Source organism: Nonomuraea sp. NPDC049695, assembly GCF_040674955.1.
Taxonomy (GTDB): domain Bacteria; phylum Actinomycetota; class Actinomycetes; order Streptosporangiales; family Streptosporangiaceae; genus Nonomuraea; species Nonomuraea helvata.
Genome location: NZ_JBFANV010000063.1, coordinates 37462 through 59132, shown reverse-complemented (window position 1 = coordinate 59132; position 21671 = coordinate 37462). Strand labels below are relative to the sequence as shown.

At 68.5% G+C, this 21671-nt stretch carries 24 protein-coding genes and 1 pseudogene; 15 read left to right on the top strand and 10 right to left on the bottom strand.

Features of this window, described 5'->3' with window-relative positions; genetic code table 11:
- Positions 1-5 precede the first annotated feature (5 nt).
- From AB0J64_RS39170 to AB0J64_RS39150, 5 genes are all read left to right on the top strand, one after another.
- Complete coding sequence (locus AB0J64_RS39170; protein ID WP_364039125.1) at positions 6-149, top strand: putative ATP-grasp target RiPP; 144 nt, start codon at positions 6-8, stop codon at positions 147-149.
- A gap of 77 nt (positions 150-226) precedes the next feature.
- Positions 227-1219, top strand: coding sequence for an MvdC/MvdD family ATP grasp protein (locus AB0J64_RS39165; RefSeq protein ID WP_364039122.1), 993 nt, complete (start codon positions 227-229; stop codon positions 1217-1219).
- Entirely contained in the window at positions 1216-2196 is a 981-nt protein-coding gene (locus AB0J64_RS39160; protein WP_364039119.1) for a TIGR04500 family putative peptide maturation system protein, read from the top strand. The genes AB0J64_RS39165 and AB0J64_RS39160 overlap by 4 nt, the downstream gene beginning before the upstream one ends.
- Complete coding sequence (locus tag AB0J64_RS39155) at positions 2181-2513, top strand: hypothetical protein (protein ID WP_364039116.1); 333 nt, start codon at positions 2181-2183, stop codon at positions 2511-2513. The genes AB0J64_RS39160 and AB0J64_RS39155 overlap by 16 nt, the downstream gene beginning before the upstream one ends.
- Positions 2510-4663, top strand: coding sequence for a peptidase domain-containing ABC transporter (locus tag AB0J64_RS39150; protein ID WP_364039113.1), 2154 nt, complete (start codon positions 2510-2512; stop codon positions 4661-4663). Before AB0J64_RS39155 ends, AB0J64_RS39150 begins: the two co-directional genes overlap by 4 nt.
- 67 nt (positions 4664-4730) lie before the next feature.
- Here AB0J64_RS39150 and AB0J64_RS39145 read toward each other — a convergent pair.
- From AB0J64_RS39145 to AB0J64_RS39130, 4 genes and pseudogenes are all read right to left on the bottom strand, one after another.
- Positions 4731-4775, bottom strand: a pseudogene (locus AB0J64_RS39145) (hypothetical protein); the annotation flags it as partial.
- Positions 4776-5049: 274 nt separating this feature from the next.
- Positions 5050-6084, bottom strand: coding sequence for a GNAT family N-acetyltransferase (locus AB0J64_RS39140; RefSeq protein WP_364039110.1), 1035 nt, complete (start codon positions 6082-6084; stop codon positions 5050-5052).
- 369 nt (positions 6085-6453) lie between these two features.
- Positions 6454-6588 carry a hypothetical protein gene (locus tag AB0J64_RS39135; RefSeq protein ID WP_364039107.1) on the bottom strand — a complete coding sequence of 45 codons (135 nt, stop codon included), beginning with the start codon at positions 6586-6588 and terminating at the stop codon, positions 6454-6456.
- Positions 6589-6591: 3 nt separating this feature from the next.
- Positions 6592-6927, bottom strand: coding sequence for a phosphotransferase (locus tag AB0J64_RS39130; protein WP_364039104.1), 336 nt, complete (start codon positions 6925-6927; stop codon positions 6592-6594).
- Positions 6928-7595: 668 nt separating this feature from the next.
- On the opposite strand from AB0J64_RS39130, the gene AB0J64_RS39125 reads away from it, so the two are divergent.
- Entirely contained in the window at positions 7596-8141 is a 546-nt protein-coding gene (locus AB0J64_RS39125) for a hypothetical protein (protein WP_364039101.1), read from the top strand.
- 9 nt (positions 8142-8150) lie between these two features.
- Here the strand turns inward: AB0J64_RS39125 and AB0J64_RS39120 are convergent, their stop codons facing one another.
- Positions 8151-8366, bottom strand: coding sequence for a helix-turn-helix domain-containing protein (locus AB0J64_RS39120; RefSeq protein WP_364039098.1), 216 nt, complete (start codon positions 8364-8366; stop codon positions 8151-8153).
- Between the two features lie 540 nt (positions 8367-8906).
- Between AB0J64_RS39120 and AB0J64_RS39115 the strand changes: the two genes are divergently transcribed.
- A complete protein-coding gene (locus AB0J64_RS39115; RefSeq protein WP_364039095.1) occupies positions 8907-9566 on the top strand; it encodes a hypothetical protein in 660 nt (219 codons plus the stop codon).
- On the opposite strand, the gene AB0J64_RS39110 is transcribed toward AB0J64_RS39115, so the two are convergent.
- Positions 9567-10043 (bottom strand): hypothetical protein, encoded by a 477-nt coding sequence (locus tag AB0J64_RS39110; protein WP_364039092.1) that lies wholly within the window; start codon positions 10041-10043, stop codon positions 9567-9569.
- 801 nt (positions 10044-10844) lie between these two features.
- Here AB0J64_RS39110 and AB0J64_RS39105 point away from each other — a divergent pair.
- On the top strand, positions 10845-11387 hold the full coding sequence (locus AB0J64_RS39105; protein ID WP_364039089.1) for a hypothetical protein: 543 nt from the start codon (positions 10845-10847) through the stop codon (positions 11385-11387).
- Positions 11388-11499: 112 nt separating this feature from the next.
- Here AB0J64_RS39105 and AB0J64_RS39100 read toward each other — a convergent pair whose 3' ends face one another.
- A complete protein-coding gene (locus AB0J64_RS39100) occupies positions 11500-12039 on the bottom strand; it encodes a hypothetical protein (RefSeq protein WP_364039086.1) in 540 nt (179 codons plus the stop codon).
- 636 nt (positions 12040-12675) lie between these two features.
- Positions 12676-13083: a hypothetical protein gene (locus tag AB0J64_RS39095; protein WP_364039083.1), complete on the bottom strand. Its 408-nt coding sequence runs from the start codon at positions 13081-13083 to the stop codon at positions 12676-12678.
- 139 nt (positions 13084-13222) lie between these two features.
- On the opposite strand from AB0J64_RS39095, the gene AB0J64_RS39090 reads away from it, so the two are divergent.
- The 5 genes from AB0J64_RS39090 to AB0J64_RS39070 all read left to right on the top strand — a co-directional run bounded on the left by AB0J64_RS39090 (position 13223) and on the right by AB0J64_RS39070 (position 17850).
- Positions 13223-14389, top strand: a complete 1167-nt coding sequence (locus tag AB0J64_RS39090; protein ID WP_364039080.1) for an XRE family transcriptional regulator — start codon at positions 13223-13225, stop codon at positions 14387-14389.
- 15 nt (positions 14390-14404) lie between these two features.
- Positions 14405-14785, top strand: a complete 381-nt coding sequence (locus AB0J64_RS39085; RefSeq protein ID WP_364039077.1) for a hypothetical protein — start codon at positions 14405-14407, stop codon at positions 14783-14785.
- Positions 14786-15550: 765 nt separating this feature from the next.
- Complete coding sequence (locus AB0J64_RS39080) at positions 15551-16474, top strand: NADP-dependent oxidoreductase (protein WP_364039074.1); 924 nt, start codon at positions 15551-15553, stop codon at positions 16472-16474.
- Between the two features lie 204 nt (positions 16475-16678).
- Positions 16679-17143: a cupin domain-containing protein gene (locus tag AB0J64_RS39075; protein ID WP_364039071.1), complete on the top strand. Its 465-nt coding sequence runs from the start codon at positions 16679-16681 to the stop codon at positions 17141-17143.
- Positions 17144-17262: 119 nt separating this feature from the next.
- Positions 17263-17850 (top strand): cyanamide hydratase, encoded by a 588-nt coding sequence (locus tag AB0J64_RS39070; protein ID WP_364039068.1) that lies wholly within the window; start codon positions 17263-17265, stop codon positions 17848-17850.
- Between the two features lie 157 nt (positions 17851-18007).
- Here AB0J64_RS39070 and AB0J64_RS39065 read toward each other — a convergent pair whose 3' ends face one another.
- The gene (locus AB0J64_RS39065) at positions 18008-18394 is read right to left on the bottom strand and encodes a DUF4267 domain-containing protein (protein ID WP_364039066.1); all 387 of its coding nucleotides are present in this window, start codon (positions 18392-18394) and stop codon (positions 18008-18010) included.
- 388 nt (positions 18395-18782) lie between these two features.
- Complete coding sequence (locus tag AB0J64_RS39060; RefSeq protein ID WP_364039155.1) at positions 18783-19547, bottom strand: phosphotransferase; 765 nt, start codon at positions 19545-19547, stop codon at positions 18783-18785.
- Between the two features lie 231 nt (positions 19548-19778).
- On the opposite strand from AB0J64_RS39060, the gene AB0J64_RS39055 reads away from it, so the two are divergent.
- A complete protein-coding gene (locus AB0J64_RS39055; protein WP_364039063.1) occupies positions 19779-20696 on the top strand; it encodes an NADP-dependent oxidoreductase in 918 nt (305 codons plus the stop codon).
- 51 nt (positions 20697-20747) lie between these two features.
- A complete protein-coding gene (locus tag AB0J64_RS39050; RefSeq protein ID WP_364039060.1) occupies positions 20748-21665 on the top strand; it encodes a phosphotransferase in 918 nt (305 codons plus the stop codon).
- Positions 21666-21671 lie beyond the last annotated feature (6 nt).

Sequence of the window (21671 nt, the reverse complement as noted above, 5' to 3'; positions counted from 1 at the left end):
CGACCATGTCGAAGATCACGATTGACGACCTGCCCTTCGGGGGCAAGGAGCTGACGGACGCCGAGCTCGGTGAGGTGGCCGGCGGCCGGCGCTGGGAGGCCAGTGCCTGGACCCTCGATGACGTGCCCTACGAGTGGTGGCTGGTCTGACGAACGGCCTGTGTGGTGGGACGCCCGCGCGGCGTCCCACCACGCTTTTCCGAGACGGGGCGACAGTGATACTGATCATGAGCAGCCGCGGGGACGGCGCCGCCGAGCGGGTGATGACCGCGCTGCGGCGGCGCGGCGCGTACCTGGCGGGCTCCGGCGAACACGGCGACACGCCCGTGTTGTGGTGGGACAACGGCGACTATCCCGCGCGGAGCCGCATCACGGCGTCCTTCGCTGGTGGCCGGCGCCGGCTGCTCCTGGACACCGGAACGGACACGTACGACCTGTCGCAGGTGACGGCGGTGTGGCGGAGCCGGCCGAGCGGTCCGGAGGCGGCCGGCAGCGTGACGGACGCGAGCCAGCGGGCGCACGTCCGGCTCCAGTCCGAGGTCATGCTCGACGGCGTGTGGAGCCTGCTGGAGGCGCGCTGGCTACCCGGGCGGCGCGCCGACGAGCTGCGGGCGCACAACAAGATCTTCCACTTGGCCCGCGCGATCGAGCTCGGCTTCAGCGTGCCCGACACCACGTACACGAACGACCCCGCCGAGCTCGCCGGCGCATACGAGGCGGCCGAAGGGCGGCTGGTCGCCAAGCAGATCGCCGCCGAGCGGTTCCGGGTGGATGGGGCGCCGCATCGCGCGTACACGACCGTCGTCACCCGCCGCCATCTGACGTCCAGGCACCGCGTCCAGCACGAGCCCGTCATCCTGCAGCCGTACGTGGACAAGCACGTCGAACTGCGCGTCATCGTCGTCGGGGAGCGGGCGTTCGCGGCGGAGATCGACGCCTCGGCCTCCACCGCGGCCAGGGACGACTGGCGCCACTACGACAACGACCGCGTCAGGTACGGCCCGCACGAGCTGCCCGCCGAGGTGGCGTGGCGCTGCGCCCGGCTGGTCGCCGACGTCGGCCTCACCTACGCGGCCCTGGACCTCATCGTCACGCCCGGCGGCGAGTACGTGTTCCTGGAGCTCAATTCCAATGGCGCGTGGGGGTTCGTCGAACTGTGGGCCGGGCTGCCCGTCAGCGACGCGATCGCGGGCTGGCTCATGGACGGAGGAAACCCGTGACCGGCTTCGCCGCGTCTGATTTCGCCAGGGCTCTGGAATCCGGGGCTGACCTGCTGCGCTCGTTGCCACGCCGCCGCGCCGGGGTCCCGGAGGCGCGGCAGGCGGCCGCGCGGTGGGCCGAGCTGCATCCGGTGGTACGGGCCCAGCTCGTCGTGGACCAGCGGCCGGGAACGCCCGTGGTGGACTACGACCTGATCCTCGACCACCCGGACGGGGGCACGGTGGCGTTGAGCGCGCCGCCGGAGGACGGGGTGCCGTGGCTGATCGACCACTCGACGCACTGGGCGGCCGGGCATCTGGTCAGCGTGGACGACGTGCACGTGTCGCTGCCCCAGGCGCTCACCATGGTGCGGTCGTTGTCGCGGCGGGACGCCTCGCCGTACCAGGAGATCGTCGATCAGTGCCTGCTGGCCGCGGCCGGGGACTCCGGCGCGCCGGTGGAGGCGGCCGACCTGCAGGCGACGGCGGACGAGTTCCGGCGTGGCCGGGGGCTGCGCGATCGCGCGGCGACGCTGGCCTGGATGGCGGCGGCGGGCATGTCGGGCGAGCAGTTCGAGGCGTACATCGCGGGGATCGCACGGCGGCGGCGGTTCCGGCTGGACAAGGAGACGGAGCTGGCGGGCGCGTACCTGGCCGCGCATCAGGAGGACTTCGCGCGGGTCAAGGCGGTGTGGGCCACCGGGCCCGAGAAGGTGGCCGCAGGGGATCTGTTCGACGTCAGCGCTCACGGGGAGGCGGTGGTCACCGTCACCACCCGCTGGGAGGGCGAGCTGCCCGGCATGTTGCGCGGTACGCCGGTCGGGCGGGTCGTCGGTCCCGAGGAGGCGCCCGGGGGCGGGTTCCTGACCGGGGCCGTGCTGTCCAGGAGCCCGGTCGTGGAGGACGCCGAGACGCTGGCGGCCGCTGGACGGGCGGCGTTCGCCGGGTGGCTGGCGGAGCGGCGCGCCGCGGCCAAGGTCGAATGGCACTGGTCATGACCGGCGCCCACCGCGGATCCGGACCCGGACCCGGACCCGACGTGTACGCGCATGCTGCCGCCGTGCCCGACGCCTTCGCCCGCACGCAGCCGCTCCGCCGGCCTCAGCCCGGAGCGGCACCGGAAGCGGCGGCGGCGCTGCCTGGGAAGGGCATTTACCGGGAGGAGGCGATGCGGAGCCGGGCACGGGCCCGGGAAGCCGGGCGGATGCCGCTGGTGATCAGCAGCCCGTCGTTCCTCCTGCTCTGGATCGCGATCCTGGTCGTCCTGGCCATCGGGATCGCACTGACCGCCGTGGCCCTGGAGGCGGCCCGATGATACGCCGCACCCCGGTGATGCTGCAGAGCTCCGACACCGAGTGCGGAGCCGCCTGCCTGGCCATGGTGCTGTGCCACCACGGCCACCGCACCACCCTGCACCAGGTGTCGGAACGACTCCAGGTCGGCAGGGACGGCCTGAGCGCCAAGGCCATCGTGGACGGCGCCCGCGAGCACGGGCTCAAGGCACGGGCCTTCTCCCTGGCGCCCGAGGACCTGGCGCGCGTGCCGCTGCCTGCGGTGGCGCACTGGGAGTTCAACCATTTCGTGGTGGTCGAGCGCTGGTCGCCGGACCGGGTGGACGTCGTGGACCCGGGGCAGGGCCGGCGCAGACTCACCGCGGAGGAGTTCAGTGCCGGGTTCACCGGCGTGTTGCTGGTGTTCGAGCCGGACGAGGGTTTCCACCGCGGCACGACCTCGATGGCCGCCGCGTGGCGGCGGGAGTTCGTCCGCACGTTGTTCAGGCGGCGGCGCGGGCTGCTCGCGCAGATCATCGCCGCCTCGCTGCTGCTGCAACTGCTCGGACTGGCGTTGCCGCTCTTCTCCGAGCTGCTGATCGACACGATCGTCCCGGCACAGGGCTCGGAGGTGCTGTCCCTGCTCGGCGGGTCCGTGCTGCTGGCGGGCGCGGCCCAGTTCGTGATCGGCTACCTGCGGGCGGCGCTGCTGGTCGCGGTGCGGGCCCAGGCCGACCAGGAGCTGACCGAGGGCGTGGTGGGCCATCTGGTGGCCCTGCCGTACCGGTATTTCGCCCGGCGCGGCAAGGGCGATCTGGTGACGCGCGCGGCCAGCGTCTCGACGCTCGGCGACATCCTCACCGGGCAGGTCGTGGCGGCGCTGCTGGACGGGCCGCTCGCCGCCGGCTACCTGGTGCTGGTCTACGTGTGGGATCCCGTCTTCGGCCTGGCGCTGACCGGGGTCGCGGCGCTGCAGGCGATCCTGCTGCTGGGCACCACGCGCAGAATCGCCACGCTCACCCAGCAGGAGCTGACCGCGCTGTCCGCGTCGCAGGGCAGCCTCATCCAGACGATCACCGGCATCGAGACGCTGAAGGCGTCGGGCTCCGAGCGGCGGGCCGTGGAGCAGTGGTCGGCGCACTTCACCAAGCACCTGAACGCCGACGTGCGTACCGGCCTCACCAAGGGGCTGCTGGAGTCGGCGCTGTCGGCCATCCGCGTGGTGGCCCCGCTCGGGCTGCTGTGGCTGGGCGCCTGGCGGGTGCTGGACGGCCAGCTCACGATCGGCACGTTGATCGCGCTCAACGCCATCGCACTCGGCGCGCTCACCCCGCTGAGCTCGCTGATGACGGGACTGCAGAGCCTGCAGCAGGCAGGCGCGCATTTCGACCGGCTGTCGGACATCCTCGCCTCCGAGCCGGAGCCGAGCGACGGCATCGAGGTGCTGCGCCTGCGCGGCGCGGTCGAGCTGCGCAATGTGAGCTTCCGGCATGACCCGCGCAGCCCGTGGACCGTACGCGACGTCTCCGTCTCCATCCGGCCCGGGCAGAAGGTCGCGCTGGTGGGCGCGTCCGGCTCGGGCAAGAGCACGCTCGCCAGGCTGCTGCTCGCGTTGCACACCCCGGTCGAGGGCGAGATCAGGTACGACGGCGTCCCGGCCGGCGAGCTGAACCTGCGTACGCTGCGCCGCCAGTTCGGCGTGGTCACTCAGGACCCGTCGCTGTTCAACGGCTCGATCAGGGAGAACATCGCGCTCAACGACCCCAGCGCTTCCCTGGAGCGGGTGGCCGCCGCAGCCCGGCTGGCGGCACTGCACGACGAGGTCATGGCGATGCCGATGGCGTACGAGACGATGCTGACCGACGGCACCGGCCTGTCCGGCGGCCAGCGGCAGCGCCTCGCCCTGGCCCGCGCCGTCCTGTCACGGCCGAAGGTCCTGCTGCTCGACGAGGCCACCAGCAACCTCGACAGCGCCACCGAGGCGGTCATCGAGGCGAACCTCGCCGAGCTCGTGCAGACCAGGATCGTGATCGCGCACCGGCTGAGCACCGTCAGGGACGCCGACCTGATCCTGGTGGTCGAATCCGGCCGGATCGTGCAGCGCGGCACCCACGACGAGCTGATGGCCATGGGCGGCAAGTACGCCGAGCTCGTCGCCGCCCAGACCATCCCGGCCCGCGACATCGCCTGCTGACACTGCTGTCGGGATGCTCGCGGACCAGGACCGCGCAAGGGGCGGCGACGCTCAGCCCGCCGGCGGCTCCGGCGTACCAGAAGCAGGCCGCCGTGATCCCCAGTGAGGGCACCTGTACGGCCTGCGGTCGTTCCGTGTTGGCGAGCACCCGCACCCACCCCGGATCGGCGGCCACCCGAGCAGCTCCCGTCCGGCTCCACCGAGACGTCCAAGAGCCGGCAGACGAAGATCTACCGTCGTGAGCCACATGCGTGCACGGGAACCCAAAGGACCATCGAAGATTGTGGTGATCAATCCGTCTACCAGGGTTCTGCTACGTCATCAGGCGAACGCCCGACCCGCGATCATGTCGTGATCAGCATCCGCGGCCGGAGGATGAAAAGGCGTCACGGAATGTCGTGTTCCCCTCCCGGTGCGCCAAGCCGGGATTCGAGTGCGCCGAGAGCGGCCTCGGCGGTGAGCATGATACGTGTCGTGACATAGCCCAGTTGATGGTTGACGCGCGTCATGTAGTCGTTGCCCGCGTCCACGTTCGTGACCACCAGGCTGATCTCCGGTCGCTCGGCCAGCAGCCGGCGCATCATGGCGGCTTTCACGGTGCGGCCCAGCCCGCGGCCCCGGTGCCCGGGCATCACGGCCGTGTCCTGCTGGAAAGCCGTGTCCTGCATGCCGGGGAAGACCTCCAGCTCTGTCAGGGCGACCACGGCATCGCTCGCCTCGTGCACGACCACGACGGTCCGGTGTTCGACGCCGCGTCGGCGCGCGTCATCCTCAGCCTGCCGGACGCGGGGGACGGACCAGTGCGGGTGACGGTAGCTGGAGTCGCCGGTAGGGGCGTCGTGGATGGCGCCGCGCGCTCGCGCGTAGGACTCCACGAGGGTGTCGGGGGCGACTCCCGTCCATCGCTCCAGACGGTGACCGGGAGGCACGGGGACCTCCCAGAGTGCCGGGTCCGCCTCAGGAACCCTGAGCACCTGCAGGGCCACCCGTTGCACGACGGTGAACCCCAGTGCGCGGATCCACTGCTCGCCGTCGCCACCGGCGGTCACACCTCTTCCAACGACGAGCTCACGGCCTGCGGCCGGCGATTCGCTGAGCGCTCGGCGCAGCAGCGCCGTCCCGATCCCCTGCCGGCGCAGCTCAGGAAGGACGCGAACGTCGACGACCACGCTGTTGTCGTTCTCCGACCGCGACACCTGCGTGATACCCACCATGCGACCTCGCCGGCGCGCCACCCAGAACCGCTGCCTGCTCACGCCTGGAGGAATGGCACGCAACCGGCCCACGAACGTGTCGTAGTCAGGCTTCGGCGCGTCGGGCCGATCCACCGCGAACGCGGCGACCGCCAGGTCGTACTGGCCTCGGAGATCCGCCTCAGAAGCTTCGTCCAGATCGAGGGAAGAGATGTCGACAGCCATCATACTCTCAGTTTCCCCTGCGAGGGATATTCGGCTGGCATCGCAGGCATGGTGCCTCGCAGGTGCGTCTCGGTGTTCGGCCGAACTCTCGATCCGGAGTGGTCGATATCGGAGGAGCGGGGTCGGTGGGCCGGGGAAACCGGCTGATCGCGAGGTCAACACCGGGCCCTGGCCTGACCCGACAACGGCGTTGATTTTGTTGCGGGACAGATCCGGAACGCTGGCCGGCTTGCCGATCCGAGGCGCCCGAACGCCTATGCGTGTCGCGGTCGGGGGGGTAAGGATGGCGCGCAGCCCGGCACGTTCAGCCACGGTGACCGAGTGGCGCACCCCGCTCGCGAGGCCGGCTGTCTTGTCCGGGCGAACGGGCGTCTATGTGTCCAGGAAGTCGGCCAGTTCGTGCACGGCCGTCTCCAGTGCGGTGTGGACGCCATGTTCCAGCATGTTCTGGTAGGCCGGGTCTCCTGCTGCCGCGATGCGTCGGATGCCTTCCGCCGAGGCGCTCACCCGCTAGCGGACGATGTCGATGAACTGCCCGACCGGTCCGTTCCAGCCGTAGGTGTCGAGAAACAGCCGCAGTCTTCGGGGTCTGTCGGCGAACGCGGTGAAGCCTTCCGCCGTCACGACGTCGCGGGCGTGCAGCGGCACCCAGGCGAAGGCGGTGAAGGCAAGGTCCCACTCCGGTGTGACAGGAGCGGCGAAGTCCCAGTCGAAGAAGCCGACGAGGCGTCCATCGGTCCAGGCCGCGTTGTAGGGGGCGGCGTCGTTGTGGCCGACGATCATACCGGGTTGCCAGGTCCCTCCCTCGCGCCAGACCGCGTCCGCAGGAGGGACGAAGGTGGTCACGGCGGCATGGAAGTCGCGAAGCCAACGACCCACCTGGCAGAGCGCGTCCTCGCTGTGCACCCAGCTGGGCCACGGCCGTGCGGTCCCGACCGTTTCGCCGGGTACGAAGGAGAGCACTTCCCGGCCTTGATCGTCGAATCCCAGTGCCCGTGGAGCTCCATCGAACCCGACAGCTTCCAGGTGCCGGAGTAGTGCGTGCACGGAGGGCGTCCATGGACCGGGGACACGGCGGACGGTGTCACCGATCCGAACCGCTCCGCCGGCGTTCCCTCCGGGAAGGCGTTGTTCTTCGATCATGCTTCCATCCTGGCGTACGGCGTGAACGGGTTTCAGTCAGGCAACCCTCACCGGACCAGACGAGAATTCGCCGATCCGGGGTCGAGGCACGACGGGACAGCCATTAGCGGTACGGGATGTTCGAGCATGTCAGGACGGGTGCGCACGACCAACGGCGTTGAGTCGGCGTCGGCCCGAACGTGGCGGGAAGTCTGGCGCGATAACGCGACCTTGAGTGTTTTCCCAGGTCGCGGTGACCATCTGCAGCATGAACCATCTCGCCGCTAATGGCTGTCCTCTCGTTCCTCGACCCCGCATACGACCACCGCCGAGATAATCGCGATTCGATCACTTTTCCACACGCCATCCACGAACCACGTTCCAATAGTGCTATGACGATCGGAAAGCCCGGCCGAGGCTACGACATTGCGCTTGGGGTTATCGTCCTCTCAACACTGATAGTGACCATAGCGATCTTCTACGCCGTGTCAGCCGGTTACCTCGCCACCCCTTGGATACTGTTGGCGCTGTTCTGCGTGTTTGCCAGCATCATGGCTGCGGCGCTGCTCATGGTGGAACGCGGACGTCAACAGACAATCAAAGAAGCAGCCGAGGTCCCCGGCGAACGACTTCGCCGCCGGCTCCGAGCTGTCAACGCCGCGTTCTCTGAAGCCGCGCTCGTGATGGACGAGCTCCAACGTGACCTCGAAGCTCAACAGGCCACGCGCGAAGCCCTCATGCGCGAAGCCGAACGCCAGCAGCGACTGCTTGAAGTCAACAAGGACGAAGCCGAGAAGATCCGGCAGATCCTGGTCGGCGAGACCAAGGAAACCATCCGAGCCCAGCGACGCCGCGAATTGGCCATCTTCGTCGCAGGCATACTCATATCTGCCGCTCTGTCCGTCCCTATCGGAATCTGGGTGAACAGCATCAGCTAAAACGGGACACTAGTCCGCCGCGCGGGCCGGCCTCTGGTTGCCGCCCCGCAGCCGCAGCAAGGCACCCGCCTCCACCAGCAGCCGATGCACGAACCCGTACGAACGGCCCGTCGCCACCGACAGCTGACGAATCGACTCGCCCGCCACATACCGGCGCTTTAGGACCGCCTTCAACGACTCACGCTCCGCGCGCGACATCCGCGCACACCTCTTCGACTCCGTCACAGCCACCCCTGTCTGTCTCTGTTCACGCAGCCGCCGCCAGCCGAGCCCGCAACGCATCCCGGCCCTCCGGCGTCAAAGGAACCTCGTCCCCCCGCCAGATGCAGCCCTCGATCGTCGCCAAATCAGCGAAGTCGTACACAACCTCACGACCCGCCCGGCCCAGGACACGCGCCGAGTACCGTCGCGCCCACTGCCGGATCGTCACCGCCTCCCGGCCCAGCCGGACAGCAGCAACCTTCGCCGTCACAGGGGACACCAACACCCCCCGAATAGCGGAAAGCCCCCGAACCATGATCGATCCGAGGGCACACGTCTCTCCGTCGCCCGGAAGTGCTACACAGCCACCCCGCCCGGTGCAAGCCGAGAGCGGAACCGCAATCAACGCGGCTCCTCCTCACCTCCCACCCGCGCCCGGCCCGGGAGCATGACCATTAACATCGCCGCACCATCGCACGATATTCAGTTATGACCGTGCGACGACACCCGCGCTCTTCCTCATCCCGCATGCTCCCGCCCGGTCCCTCCGCTCGCACCACGAAGGTGATCGCCGCACGCCAACGCCTCAAGCCACGCCCACGCCGCAAGCTCCGCGATGTCCGCTGGAACGTCCAATGGTGGGCAGCCCTCACCAGCGTCATCGCCGGCCTCATGTCCATCCCGGCACTGGTCATCTCCTTGAACGCGCTCTCACTAAGCGAGCAACAACGCACCGATGCAATCACACAACGAGTCGAAGACCAGAAGGAGCGAGCAGCGGCTAAGGCGCAGGCTGACTATGAGTCCAAGGCGGCCTTCGCGCGGAGAGTTACAGCATGGGCATCGGACCGCAACTTGATGGAAGCCAGTATGCGCAACGCCAACTCCTCTTGGGCCTGGGTGTGGGTCACCGCTGCCGACGAGGCATCTACCTCGTACGCAGTGCGAGTGCCGCCCTGCACAGAGATGACCGTACGGCCACGCATAAAAGGAGGCGTCGGCCCTGGCCTCGACGAAGCGGATTTCTACGATCTGCGCTTCTACACGGAGAACCTATACACCCTCACTGAGAACGCCGTCGATGGGCAATTCTGGAGCGTCTCGGCATTCGGACACCTCAACACTCCGGCAAACGCACAAACAGCCGACAAGCTCAGACGTTCCAACCCTCTGGACGAGCCCATCGACACCATAGAGAAGCGCACTATCAGCCCCTGCATCTGATCAGGCACCAGCTTCGTCGGCAACTAGCCGACGCTCCTCCACGGCGTTCACATGATTCCCGCACACCGAGCACATGAAGTACCCCACCCGCGCATCCCACCGCAGGTTCCGCTCCCCGCACCGGCACCGCGCCGGCGTCCACCCCGGCTCCTCCCCCAGCCGCCGCTCCCATCCGAGCACGACCTCCACCAGGCTGGTCAATTCTCCTACTGCGAGCACGCTCTCCAGGTGCTCGACCAAGAACGCCACCGCCCGGCCGCGCGCGTCAGCACCACGAGAAACACTGACCGGCGCAGGCCAACCCCGGGCCTCCAGGTACCGGGCCTCGAAGTCGAGCAGGTCCTTCGTCAGGTCATGCAGCAGGTCGCCCACCGGCGACGGCGACCCCTTCGGGCGCGTCCCCGACACCCTCAACCAGCGAGACGCCGCCCGCAGACCGTCCGCGTCCGCCGCCGCCTCGGCCGCGAGCCTCCTCACTTCAAGCAGAGCCCGCCGAGTCGTCGCCACACATCGGCCGCACACCAGCGGCTCCCCCGACCGCCACCGAACCTCCGGAACCTCCGGCTCCACCGGCGGCTCCCCCACCTCACCCCGGCGCGCCCACTCGTCCACCAGATCCGCATGCTCCTCACGAGCCGCCTCGAAAGCAGCCCACGCCCGCCGCGACCTCGCATTACACGGCCCCAAGCACGCGCCCGACACCACCGACACCCCAGACGCAAGACCAGACACGGCACCCCCAGACCCGAGACGAAACGCCCACAAGGCTACAAGATCAAATTCTTCTCGCAGGTACCAAGCCGAATGCAGCACTGGCCGGCCCCGAACCGGGGTACCCCCGGGGGGTGCGCGAAAGCGCCGGACCGGTCGAACGGTCCGGCGCTGGTCGGCGCGGCGGCGCTAGACGCGAACGCCTACGCGCGCCGCAAGCTTTCGCGCGCGGTCGGCAAGCTGCGGCAAGTCGCCCCACTTCTGCGAGCTGCACGCGCCGCGCAACACCTGCAACAGCCAGAGTCGGGGTCGAGGAACGACGGGACAGCCATTAGCGGTACGGATGTTCGAGCATGTCAGGACGGGTGTGCACGACCAACGGCGTTGAGTCGGTGTCGGCCCGAACGTGGCGGGAAAGTCTGGCGCGATAACGCGACCTTGAGTGTTTTCCCAGGTCGCGGTGACCATCTGCAGCATGATCCATCTCGCCGCTAATGGCTGTCCTCTCGTTCCTCGACCCCGGAGACCACGCCGGCGAGGGCGGCCTGTCGGGCTGATCTGCGGCAGGTGGCGGTCATCGCGCACCACGCGGTGCAGGCGGGGCCGGCGGCATACGGGGAAGCGGTGCGCTGGGCGGTGGCCGCAGCCGACCAGGCCGAGTTGCGCCAGTCGTACCTCGAGGCAGCCAGCTGGCTGGAACACGCCGTCACCGCGCACGACGCCTCCGGCGGCGACCCGGCCGAGCAGGTGGAGCTGCTGCTGCGGCAGGTGCGCGCGCTGCTGGAGGCGGGCGACCCGATCGGCGCCCGGCAGGCCCGGGCGGCGGCCATCCGCGCGGCCGACCGCGTGGGCGAGCGAGAACTGCCGGTGCGCGCGCTCACCGCGCTGGACGCCCCCGTCCTGTGCCTGCTGCGCGACCCGTACAGGGAAGTGGACCTGCGCTTAGTGCATCGCATCGAGACGGCGCTGCGCGCTCTGCCTCCCATTGACAGTCCCGAACGCGTGCTCCTGCTGGCGGGAGTGGCCCAGGAGCTGTACGACGGCACCGCCGACCCCCGCTGCGACACGCTGTCCCGCCGAAGCCGTCGCCATGGCCCGCCGCCTGGGTGAGCCCCGCTTGCGGACGTGCACACTCAACGCCCGCCACCTCGCGCTGCCCCAGCCGCTCCTCCTTCCGGAGCTGACACGGATCGCCGGCGAGTTGCGCGAGCTGGCGGCCGACTCACCCGAGTTCGAGCTGCTGGCCTGCATGATGGACACCCACAATCTGCTGGAGACGTTCGACGTGCCGGGTGCCGACGCGGCCGCGGCCCGCTGCGGCGCCCTTCTGGCTCGCCATCCGCTGCCTTGGCCGCGTTTCCAGCACACGTTGTGGCGGGCCGCCCGGCTGACGCTCCAGGGCGCCTTCGCCGAGGCCGACGACGCCTACGACGAGGCCGAGCAGCAAGCCGGGCGCCTGGCCACGTGGTATGCCGTGCCGGCGGTGAACGCCGGCCGCCTCGTCCTGCCACTCGACGAGGCGGACGCCCTCGAATCGGAAGACCACGACAGGCGTCTTCGACAGTTCGGGTGGAGTCCACTGCGGGTCGTAGAGAAACTCCAGCTCCAACGTCGGTGGTCTGCCGGGCTCATAGGTCAGGCGCCGGAAGTCGGTGTCGTGGAGGTAGATGTGGGCACCCCCATCGGTCCAGAACTCGTACAGTCCTCCCCTGGAAGTGATGCCACGATCTTTGTCCTTGGTCACGCCGGCGAACTCGGTCACTGACATGAGGGCATGCTCTTATAGATCGAAACGATCTGGTGGATTCGGTGGCGTGGTGACAGCAGCGCTGACAGCAAGATCCCCGCACGCGGGCTCACCCGAACCACCGTCCACCACCCTCTAACCGCGGGTCTCCGCTACCCGACCAGGATGGTTGGTCCGCCTGAGAAGCGGACGCTCGCCGGCTTTCCTATGACGCCTGCGCTGCCAAGCGGACGCAGGTGGGGCATGCCCGAGCTGCCCGTGGTGAGAATGGCAACGACCAGCCGCAGATCGGTAGTGGATGTGCGGGCTTGCCGCAGAGGCTTTTCCTGTTGTCACCTTGTACGGCATGTTGCACGGCGTCTCGTTCGAGATCGGATAGTCCCAGTCGGTAGCCGTCTTCAAAGTGCACCGGCCCAGCGTCCACCGTGTACACCAGCAGGTCATCCCAGTGGATGGGCCAGCGTCGTACTCCGCCGAGCAGTTCATTTGGCTCACCGTCGAGTTTCACGAGTGCCAGCGTGCCGTTACGCAGGATGTTCACTACCGTGCCGCGTTGCCCTATAAGCCAGGATGCGAAGGCTCGCGTCGTGGCCGGGCTATGGAGCATGTCCACGATCTTGACTCGACTGCCGATGCTCCTCTCAGCCGTAGTCACGGCAGGTCTTCCGCTGGCGAGGCGCCGGGAGCCAGGCCCCTGATCATCGGGGAGAGCGGGTGGCCGGCACGTATATCGGCATACCGGAAGGCGACGCGCCGGGCGGCACGCCCAGGTTCGATGGCTGGATGCCAGGCGTAGACAGCGCGCTTGCGGTCGGGATCCCAGCCGGTGCGCCACCAGAACCGGTAGCCGTCGCACCACACGATCAGCCCCACCCAGACCGACACCAGCGCGAGCCCGTAGCCAGCGTGAACGTCTGCGGCAATGCCCCGCTGTGCGAGGGCCTGCTGCAGGAGTTCGGCGTGGAGCCGTTGCGCGGTGTCCTCCGCTGGATCGGTTCGCGTCGGAACTCGTGAAGGATTCATCACGTCAAGCAAAGCGACCCCGCGTTCACCGGGCACGATGACAATAGGAGACAGCCGAGGACATGGCGTGTCCGCGAATATCCGGAGGTGGACGATGGGCACCCCAGGAACACCGCCCGCCTGGGCCGTACAGCTTCGGAGCGATCGCAAAGCCGAGGTAGGCACCGTCGCGGACATGGCCAGAAGACTCAAGGCGGTGGCGGACGGCCCATTGCCCACGGTGACGGACCTGACGCGGATGATCCGAGGGTGGGAGCGGGGCGATCACTACCCCAGCGAGCGCTACCGCCTCCTGTACGCTCGCGCGCTGAACACGACAGAAGCGCACCTGTTCAACCTGGACGAGCGGCCCAGCGTTCCCGTCCCAGCCTTGCCCTTGGAGAGGCTTGCCCCTGACGCGGATCTCTATGAGCGCATCACGCGCACGCTCCAAGATCCTCGCCGTGTCGATCTGAGCACTGTGGAGTGGCTTGCCACCTGCCTCGCCGAACATCGCAAGGTTGAGGACACCATCGGCTCTCGTCCCCTCTTGGGAGTCGTCCGGCAGCAACTCGGCATCGTGGTCGAACTGGCTCAGAGCGCGCGAGGTCCCATTGCCGATACCGTGGTGGATCTGGCCGCGCAGTACGCCCAGTTCATAGCGTGGATGTCACTCGATATCGACGACCAGGCCGCCGCGCTCGCCTGGTACGACCGCGCCCACGACTGGGCGTTGGAGACCGGGGACGTCAACATGGCCACCACCACGCTCAGCATGAAGGCCCACCAGGCGTGGAGCGCCGGCAACGCTCGCAGGACCGTCCGGCTGGCCGAAGCTGCACGCTGGCACGACGGGCGGGTAACTCCCGGTGTGCGCGGTATGGCCACTCAGATGGCGGCCCGAGGGCACGCGCTCGCGGGAGAGGCCCGTCCGGCCCGCACGCTTCTGGACGAAGCGGAAGCCCTCATCCGCCAGGCTGCCGAGCACGCCGACGACGAGCCCGCGTGGATGTACTTCTACGACGAGACGTGGTTCCACCTCCAGCGCGGCATGACGGAGCTGTATCTGTCGAACTGGCCCAAGACCATCGACCTGCTCACGCCTGGACTTGCGAGTCTGCCCGAGTCCTACAAGCGGGACCGCGCGTGGTACGGCTCGTGCCTGGCCAAGGCTCACGCCCAGGCGGGAGATGCGGAGACGGCACTCCGAGTCAGTCTGCCCATCGTCGCCGATGCCATCATCCTGAACCGCCACGCCCATAAGGAACTGATTGATGTCGCAGCCCTGTTGACTCAACACACGTCGCGCCAGGCCGCCGCTTTGCGGGATGCTCTCACTGACGCCAGCCGTACGGATAGTTGAGATTGGACGGCTGGATTGCTGACGTATGAGCACATCGCTGATCGCCTTGTACAGGAGGTACCCGAGTTCAGCTCGGTGCTGCACGGGCATGTCACCGACTACCACGAAGTCCTGCCGCACGTCCTCTTCGGAGATCTCACCAGGTTCGTCCTTCACGCCCACCAGCAGGGCGATGAAGAATTGGTCGGGCGCTGCCTGACATTCCTAGCAATAGCGATGAAATCCGCCGATACCCGCGTTCGCGAGCTCGTCGCCGTCTCATTCGTCGAGAACGTCGGCCCCTGGGATCCGGCGACTGCGGACTTCATCGCCTCCTGGCCAGATGCACTGCGCGATGAGGCAACCGAGCAAGGCCGGCGGAGCTCTGATCAAGACTCCGGGTGGCCAACTGAGTGAGAACGACAACGGATCGCGCCGTACTCCGGTGGACGAGAGCGGACCGTTAGCCCAGGTCGAGGTGGGAATCTCCATGATCCCGCCCCTCCGTGATGTGCTTGGGGGCCAAGGGATCGCAGGTTCAAATCCTGTCGTCCCAGCTGGCCACAAGGGGTGCCAGAGATCGTCTGGTACCCCTTTTCTCTTTCGGGAGCCAAACGGAGAGCCGCTGCTCTACCCGGCTCGCGACTTGAAGATCTCGTCCATGACGACCGCGCCCTCTGAGGCGCGCGATCTCTTCGATCGCCACCCCGTCGTTGGTTCGGCGGGGCTTTTGGATCTCGTTTGACGGCCACAGCAATCGTGATCGCATCCTGATGGCGGGCGAGCCGGCCCACCTGACGGTGACCAAACCCGCCTCGTTCACGCCTCCTGCCACCGGAGCTGTCTCGCCCGGCGTCGCAGGAGCCCAGCACGGCGAACCTGTACCGCCCTTCGGGGCTCTGCTTGAGCCGTGTGCCGCGAGGAGTGGCACGCACGGTTCTGAGGGGGCCTCGGTGCAGCAGCACCGGGGCTACCCGGCGAGCGGAGGGCCTGGCTCGGCGCCCTCCTCAGGAACGTAGCCTCACCCCACGACTTCCGACAACGCACACGCAGGGGTGAAACCCCAGCTCAGCACTTCTTGAGAACAGATCCGCGCGTTGCATCGTGGCAGGGACACGTTCGGGAGGAGCGCGCCTGTACGTTCGTCCTGTTCGATGTCTCCACCACGAGCGAGGACCCGTCATGCAAGCCATCACCGTTCGAGACCGCGCCGCCGGTCTGGCCGGGCTTTCCCTGACGGAAGAGCCATACCCGCACGCCGCCGAGAACGACGTCGTCGTCCGGGTGCATGCCGCGGGGTTCACCCCCGGAGAGCTCGACTGGCCGGGAACGTGGGCCGATCGTGCCGGCCACGACCGGACGCCCAGTGTGCCCGGGCATGAGGTGTCGGGTATCGTCGCCGAGCTGGGATACGGAACAACCGGCCTGACCGTCGGCCAGCGGGTGTTCGGGCTGACCGACTGGAGCCGCAACGGCTCGCTGGCTGAGTACGTGGCGGTGGAGGCCCGCAACCTCGCGCCGCTGCCGGCCGATGTCGACCACACCGTGGCCGCCGCACTGCCGATCTCAGGGCTGACCGCGTGGCAGGGCCTGTTCGACCACGGCCGCCTGGCTGCCGGCCAGACCGTCCTGATCCACGGCAGCGCGGGCGGTGTCGGTTCTATCGCGGTGCAGCTCGCACGTGAGGCAGGAGCCCGAGTGATCGGCACCGGCAGGGCCGGCGACAGGGACACGGCACTCGGCCTCGGCGTGGATGCCTTCCTGGACCTGCAGGCCGATCACCTTGAAGATGCCGGTCAGGTCGACGTGGTGTTCGACGTGATCGGCGGCGACGTCCTGGACCGCTCGGCCGCGCTGGTGCGCGCCGGCGGCACGCTCGTCACCATCGTCTCGCCACCCACGGTTCGGCCCCGTGACGGGCAGGCAATCTTCTTCGTCGTCGAGTCCGATCGTGCCCGGCTCGCGGACCTGGCACAGCGGGTCCGGGACGGACGGCTCCGCCCGATCGTCGGAGCCGTGCGGACACTCGCCGAGGCGCTCTCCGCGTTCGCGCCCGCCCAGCGCACCCCCGGCAAGACGATCATCCGGGTCACGGAGGGCGAATAGCCCGCAGGCCGGCTCAGGTGTCGGCGACGTTGTATCGGCTCGGCTGCATTTGAGCAGAGCATCACCAAGGCTTGTATCCGCCCGTGGTTAGGCTCCTGAATGCCTGGACAGCATAATCATCACTCCTCCTGACCGAGACCATCCCAGGACGCCTTGCGATCACCCGGTGCGCCTGAAAGGTGCAAGCAGGATAGGAGAGCCGTCATGATCCGAGTACGGTTTGCCGGTGGCCTGCTGGCTGCCGGCATGGTGGCCGCGTCCGCCGCATGCGCGCCCACAGCAGAGCGTGCGATCGGCCAGGTGCCGGTGGCCGCCACGGTTTCGCAGCCACCGTCCGAGACGCTGTCGACTCTCTTGGAACAGGCGCTGCCAAATGTCAAGGGCAAGACGTTCACCTCGACGATCGTGAACTTCCCGCCCGCCGCACGCGCGGTGCCGCATCGGCATGGCAAGGCTTTCGTCTACGCCTACGTACTCGAGGGCACCGTACGCAGCCAGCTCGGTGGCCAGCCGGTGCGTACGTACCGTAAAGGCGAGAACTGGGTCGAGCAGCCGGGCGCCCACCATGTGCTCACCGAGAACACCAGCCGGACGCAACCGGCGACGCTGCTGGTCATCTTCGTCTCCAACACGGGAGACAAGCTCAAGGTCGACGATCCGCCAAGGTAGGGCTATCGGCTGGGCGCAACAGCGCGGGTTTGATCAGCGCGCCCCCGCATCGGGTATCACCGCCGGCATGCGGCCAAGGTCGGACATCGAGACCTCACGACCAGACGAAAGCTGAAACCATGTTTCCGGAAAGTCCCGCCGCCGCGGCGGCGCTGTCGGTGGCCACCCGTTTCTACTCGCCCGCCCTGTTCAACCACTGCGTCCGCTCCTACCTGTGGGGAGGGGTGTACGGCACAGCGCACGGGATCGCCTTCGATGACGAGCTCTACTACGTCTCGGCGCTGCTCCACGACATCGGGCTGACGGAGGCTTTCGACAGCCATCGGTTGCCGTTCGAGGAGGCGGGAGGACAGCTGGCCTGGGTCTTCGGCGTGGCGGCCGGCTGGCCCGCGGAGCGGGCCGCCAGGGTCAATGAGATCATCACGCTGCACATGCGCGGCGACGTGTCCCCCGCCGCCGACCCCGAGTCCCACCTGCTGCAGGTCGCCACCAGCTGGGAGGTGGTCGGACGGCGGCCGGAGGAGTTCTCGCCGGACGCCAGGGCAGAGATGCTCGCCCGCTATCCTCGGCTGGGATTCGGCGCGGAGTTCCTGGCGTGCTTCGAGGACCAGGCGAAGCGCAAGCCGGACAGCGCCGCCGCATCGGTCAGGAACGACGTCGCGGGACGGATCGCCGCCAACCCTCTCGAAAACCGCCCACCCGTCTGACCTCCCATGCCGCGAACGTCCACACGAATCCGCCGGCCAGCACTCGGCCAGGCCGCGCCGGGGCCCGTGTCCAGGGGGACTCTGACGTGCTGAACTCACGGCGGACGGCGCGGTTCGCCGGTCGATGGGCACTGGGTCCCGTGTCGTCTGGCCCTGGCTATGGCTGCTTCTCGGTCAGCAGCAGTACCGCGCCGATCAGCATGAGTACGGCGGCGCTGACATGGATGGTGAGGGCCTGCACGAGCGTGCCGCCGTGGGTGAACACCGCGTACGCGTCACCGAGCGGCATCAACGTCGCGATCAGGATGGCGATGCCCAGGGTGCGGCGGTGGCCGCGCAGCAGGAGGGTCAGGGCGGTGAGTGCCACCGTCAGGTCACGGACGCCTTTGACGATGAAGTAGCCCTCGGCGCCGCCCTGGGGCCAGGGGGTGATGCCGAAGCCTGAGGCGGCGCCGGGCCCGTTGAACAAGAAGTTGATTCCGAAGACGAACGGCGCGAGGACGACGAGGAGGGCCATCGCGGTGCCGATGTGCTTTCTGAGCATGAGGGGTGTCTCCCACTGGGACTAGCGCTGCTAGATATGCGAGCGAGACTATCGCCACTGTGGTCATTTGTCTAGCGCCGCTAGGATCACTGTCGTGGCTATAAAGGGGCAGGAGCGGGGCGCGCGCCACCCTGACGAACTGGTCGCCGCGCTCGAACCGGCGGCCGGCGGGCGGGATGTGATGACGCTCGCCGAGGCCTTCTGGAGCGCGCCGCACTGCCAGGCCGCATCTTCAACTCGAGTCGTGCGCCGGCTTCCGATGCCGCCGGCCGGCTGCCGGGGATCTTCGAGGACCATGACCTGGTCGGTCCGGAAGACGACTCGCTTCAGGAGATGGCCCGCTCGACGCGGCAGAACGGCACTCGTGGCCCGTCGGACCCGTGCAGCCTCACATCCGGGATCTCAGCACGTCGATCTCACAGCCTGGCAAGGACGGGTCGAAGCCGTGCTCGACCAGCCAGCGGATCGCCAGCAGGCTTCGCAGCGACCACCACGCGCGGATCACGTCGAGGTCGACGTCCGTGCCGTAGCCGGCGAGGACGTCGCCAAGGTGCTCCTCGTGTCCGAGCGTCAAGATGGCGAGGTCGAACAGGGCATCGCCCTGGCTCGCCTCGGACCAGTCGATCACGCCGGTGATCTCGTCACCGTCGACGAACACATGGGAGATCTGCAGGTCGCCGTGCGTGAACACCGGTGTCCACGGCCGGAGCGCAGCCTCGGCAATCCGGCGATTGCGCGTGACCAGGTCGGCGGGAAGGACGCCGTTCGTGACGAGCCACTCGCATTCGCCGTCGAGGCGCGATGCGATCTCGTCGAGGCTCCGGCCGGGCCATGGCGGCAGTGGCGCGTCGTGCAGCATCCGTGCGGCGGCACCCGCCGCGGCCCACGCCGCCGACGACGCGGTCGACGGCTCGCCGAGGCGGCCGAGTGCTGTGCCTGGGAGGGCGGCGAGCGCGAGCACGGGCGGCTTGCGCCACAGGACCTCCGGAGTCGGGATCGGCGCCATAGCCATCGCCTCGACCTCGATATCGGTGTTCCTCTGATCAGAGTCGATCTTCAGGAACACGTCACCGACGCGCAGAGTCGCGCGCGCCTGATGGGCGACGACAACCTCGACCTCTTCCACGTCGGCCATTATCGCGGGGATGATCATCGACGTCACCGGGTTTATCGCGTGCGACTGCGCGGCTGACCGCGTCCCGCTGCCGGGCGTGCTCGTCGCCGTGCATCCCCATATCGGTAGTGATATCACCGTTCGTCAAGCGCATCCTGGGACTGTCGATACTAGGGAGACCGCTCCGCTCCTCAGCCGTCGAAGCCGCAGGCATGGTGGAGGTGCGGCCGTCCACGGCCCATCTGAGCGAGGAAGAGCGGTGATCACGCGATGAAGGCGGTGCGGTTCCACGAGTACGGCGGGATCGATGTCCTGCGGGTGGAGGAGGTGGAACGTCCGGCGCCGGGCCCCGGGCAGGTGCTGGTCGAGGTCCGCGCGGCCGGGATCCAGCCCGGCGAGGTGATGATCCGGGAGGGCGCGCGGCATGACCGCTGGCCGGCGACGTTCCCCTCCGGGCAGGGCAGCGATCTGGCCGGCGTCGTGGTGGAGGTCGGTCCGCAGGTGCGCGGCTTCTCGGTGGGCGACGAGGTCCTCGGCTTCACCCACAACAGGGCGAGCCACGCGGAGTTCGTCGTGGTCGACGACGTGAATCTGACCACGCGTCCGGAGGGGCTGTCCTGGGACGTGGCCGGGTCGTTGTACGTGGCGGGCACGACCGCGTACGCCACCGTGTTCGCGGTCGACCCCGGACCGGCCGACACGGTCGTCGTGTCCGGTGCGGCGGGCGGCGTGGGGTCCCTCGCCGTGCAACTCGCGCGGCGGCGCGGCGCCACGGTGATCGGGCTGGCGAGCGAGCCGAACCACGCCTGGTTGAAGGATCACGGCGTCGTCCCGGTCGAGTACGGGCAGGGTGTGGCCGAGCGGATCCGGCAGGCCGGCGGCGGGAACGTCGACGCGTTCATCGACACGTTCGGCGACGGCTACGTGGAGACGGCAGTGGAGCTGGGCGTGCGGCCCGAGCGGATCGACACGATCCGCGACTGGCAGGCCGCGGCCAAGTTCGGTGCGCGGACCTACGGAGAAGGCGCGGCGGCGTGCGCGGTCGTGCTCGGGGAACTGGCCCGGCTCGCCGCACGCGGGGAGCTCGAGGTGCCGATCGCCCGCACCTACCCGCTGGAGCGGGTGCGGGACGCCTTCCGCGAGCTGGAGCGGGGACACACCCACGGCAAGATCGTGCTCCGGCCCTAGCTCCAAAAATTCGTCGAATAAATGCTTATGTCCCCTCTAGGGTCGAAGCTCGTGACGAACGACTACTCCGAGGTGTTCCGGCGGTTCGGGATCGAGCCGCAGGAGTCGATATATCCCTACGCACCCGTATTCCGTGGTGTGATCGGCGGAGTGGCCGTCGCCGTCAAGCGCACCCACTCGGCCGAGGCCATGGGCAAGTGGGTACGGCACCTTGCGGGCGCGGGCGTGTCAGTGGTGACGCCGCTGGCCGGGCCACGTCAGATCGGCGGGTACGACTGGGTCGCCTATCCGTGGATCGACGGGCGCACCTACGACGGCTCTCCGGCGGACATACGCGCCGCCGGCGACCTGCTGGGGCGCCTGCACGTAGCCGGTGACGCCGAAGTCTCAACCGGTCTGCCCGGCTTCGAGTGGCCCGATCACGACGAGGAGTCGGTCACGGACGACGTGACGGGCCTCGACAAGGTACTCAAGGCCTACAGGCCGGACCTGCACGGGGAGGTGCTCGGTCGGTTCGAGCCGCTGCTGCGGTCGTTCATGGCGACCACGCTTCCTGCCATCCGCGACGCCGACCTGCCGGTGGCCGATGTGACCATGGACTTCAAGGCCGTCAACCTCGTGTACGGCCAGGCCGGACCCGTACTGGTCGACCCCGACAACGGGGAACGGGCGCCGAGGCTGCTCGACCTGGCCCTGGCCGTGCTGCTGTTCCACAACGACCTGCCAGATCGTCCGGCGCGGCTGTTCGACGAGTGGGAATGGGCCGCCTTCCGCGATGCCTACCTTGGGCATGTGCGGTTGACGGTGCGAGAGCGGGAACTGTGGCCGACCGCTCTCACGTACATGCTGCTGGAGTGGGGAGTGTGGACGGCCGTCAACGGGGGCGAGGTCGGCGACTGGGACGATCCGCGGCAAGCGGCCTTCCTCGCGGATCTCCTCACCGTGGACATCACGCGTTACCCGTTGTGACACCTG

Excerpts from the sequence above, each read along its gene's own strand:
- AB0J64_RS39170 (WP_364039125.1), top strand. The coding sequence starts at position 6 with ATGTCGAAGATCACGATTGACGACCTGCCCTTCGGGGGCAAGGAGCTG.
- AB0J64_RS39165 (WP_364039122.1), top strand. The coding sequence starts at position 227 with ATGAGCAGCCGCGGGGACGGCGCCGCCGAGCGGGTGATGACCGCGCTG.
- AB0J64_RS39155 (WP_364039116.1), top strand. The coding sequence starts at position 2,181 with ATGGCACTGGTCATGACCGGCGCCCACCGCGGATCCGGACCCGGACCC.
- AB0J64_RS39150 (WP_364039113.1), top strand. The coding sequence starts at position 2,510 with ATGATACGCCGCACCCCGGTGATGCTGCAGAGCTCCGACACCGAGTGC.
- AB0J64_RS39140 (WP_364039110.1), bottom strand. The coding sequence starts at position 6,084 with ATGATGGCTGTCGACATCTCTTCCCTCGATCTGGACGAAGCTTCTGAG.
- AB0J64_RS39125 (WP_364039101.1), top strand. The coding sequence starts at position 7,596 with ATGACGATCGGAAAGCCCGGCCGAGGCTACGACATTGCGCTTGGGGTT.
- AB0J64_RS39090 (WP_364039080.1), top strand. The coding sequence starts at position 13,223 with ATGGCCAGAAGACTCAAGGCGGTGGCGGACGGCCCATTGCCCACGGTG.
- AB0J64_RS39080 (WP_364039074.1), top strand. The coding sequence starts at position 15,551 with ATGCAAGCCATCACCGTTCGAGACCGCGCCGCCGGTCTGGCCGGGCTT.
- AB0J64_RS39075 (WP_364039071.1), top strand. The coding sequence starts at position 16,679 with ATGATCCGAGTACGGTTTGCCGGTGGCCTGCTGGCTGCCGGCATGGTG.
- AB0J64_RS39070 (WP_364039068.1), top strand. The coding sequence starts at position 17,263 with ATGTTTCCGGAAAGTCCCGCCGCCGCGGCGGCGCTGTCGGTGGCCACC.
- AB0J64_RS39065 (WP_364039066.1), bottom strand. The coding sequence starts at position 18,394 with ATGCTCAGAAAGCACATCGGCACCGCGATGGCCCTCCTCGTCGTCCTC.
- AB0J64_RS39060 (WP_364039155.1), bottom strand. The coding sequence starts at position 19,547 with ATGATCATCCCCGCGATAATGGCCGACGTGGAAGAGGTCGAGGTTGTC.
- AB0J64_RS39055 (WP_364039063.1), top strand. The coding sequence starts at position 19,779 with ATGAAGGCGGTGCGGTTCCACGAGTACGGCGGGATCGATGTCCTGCGG.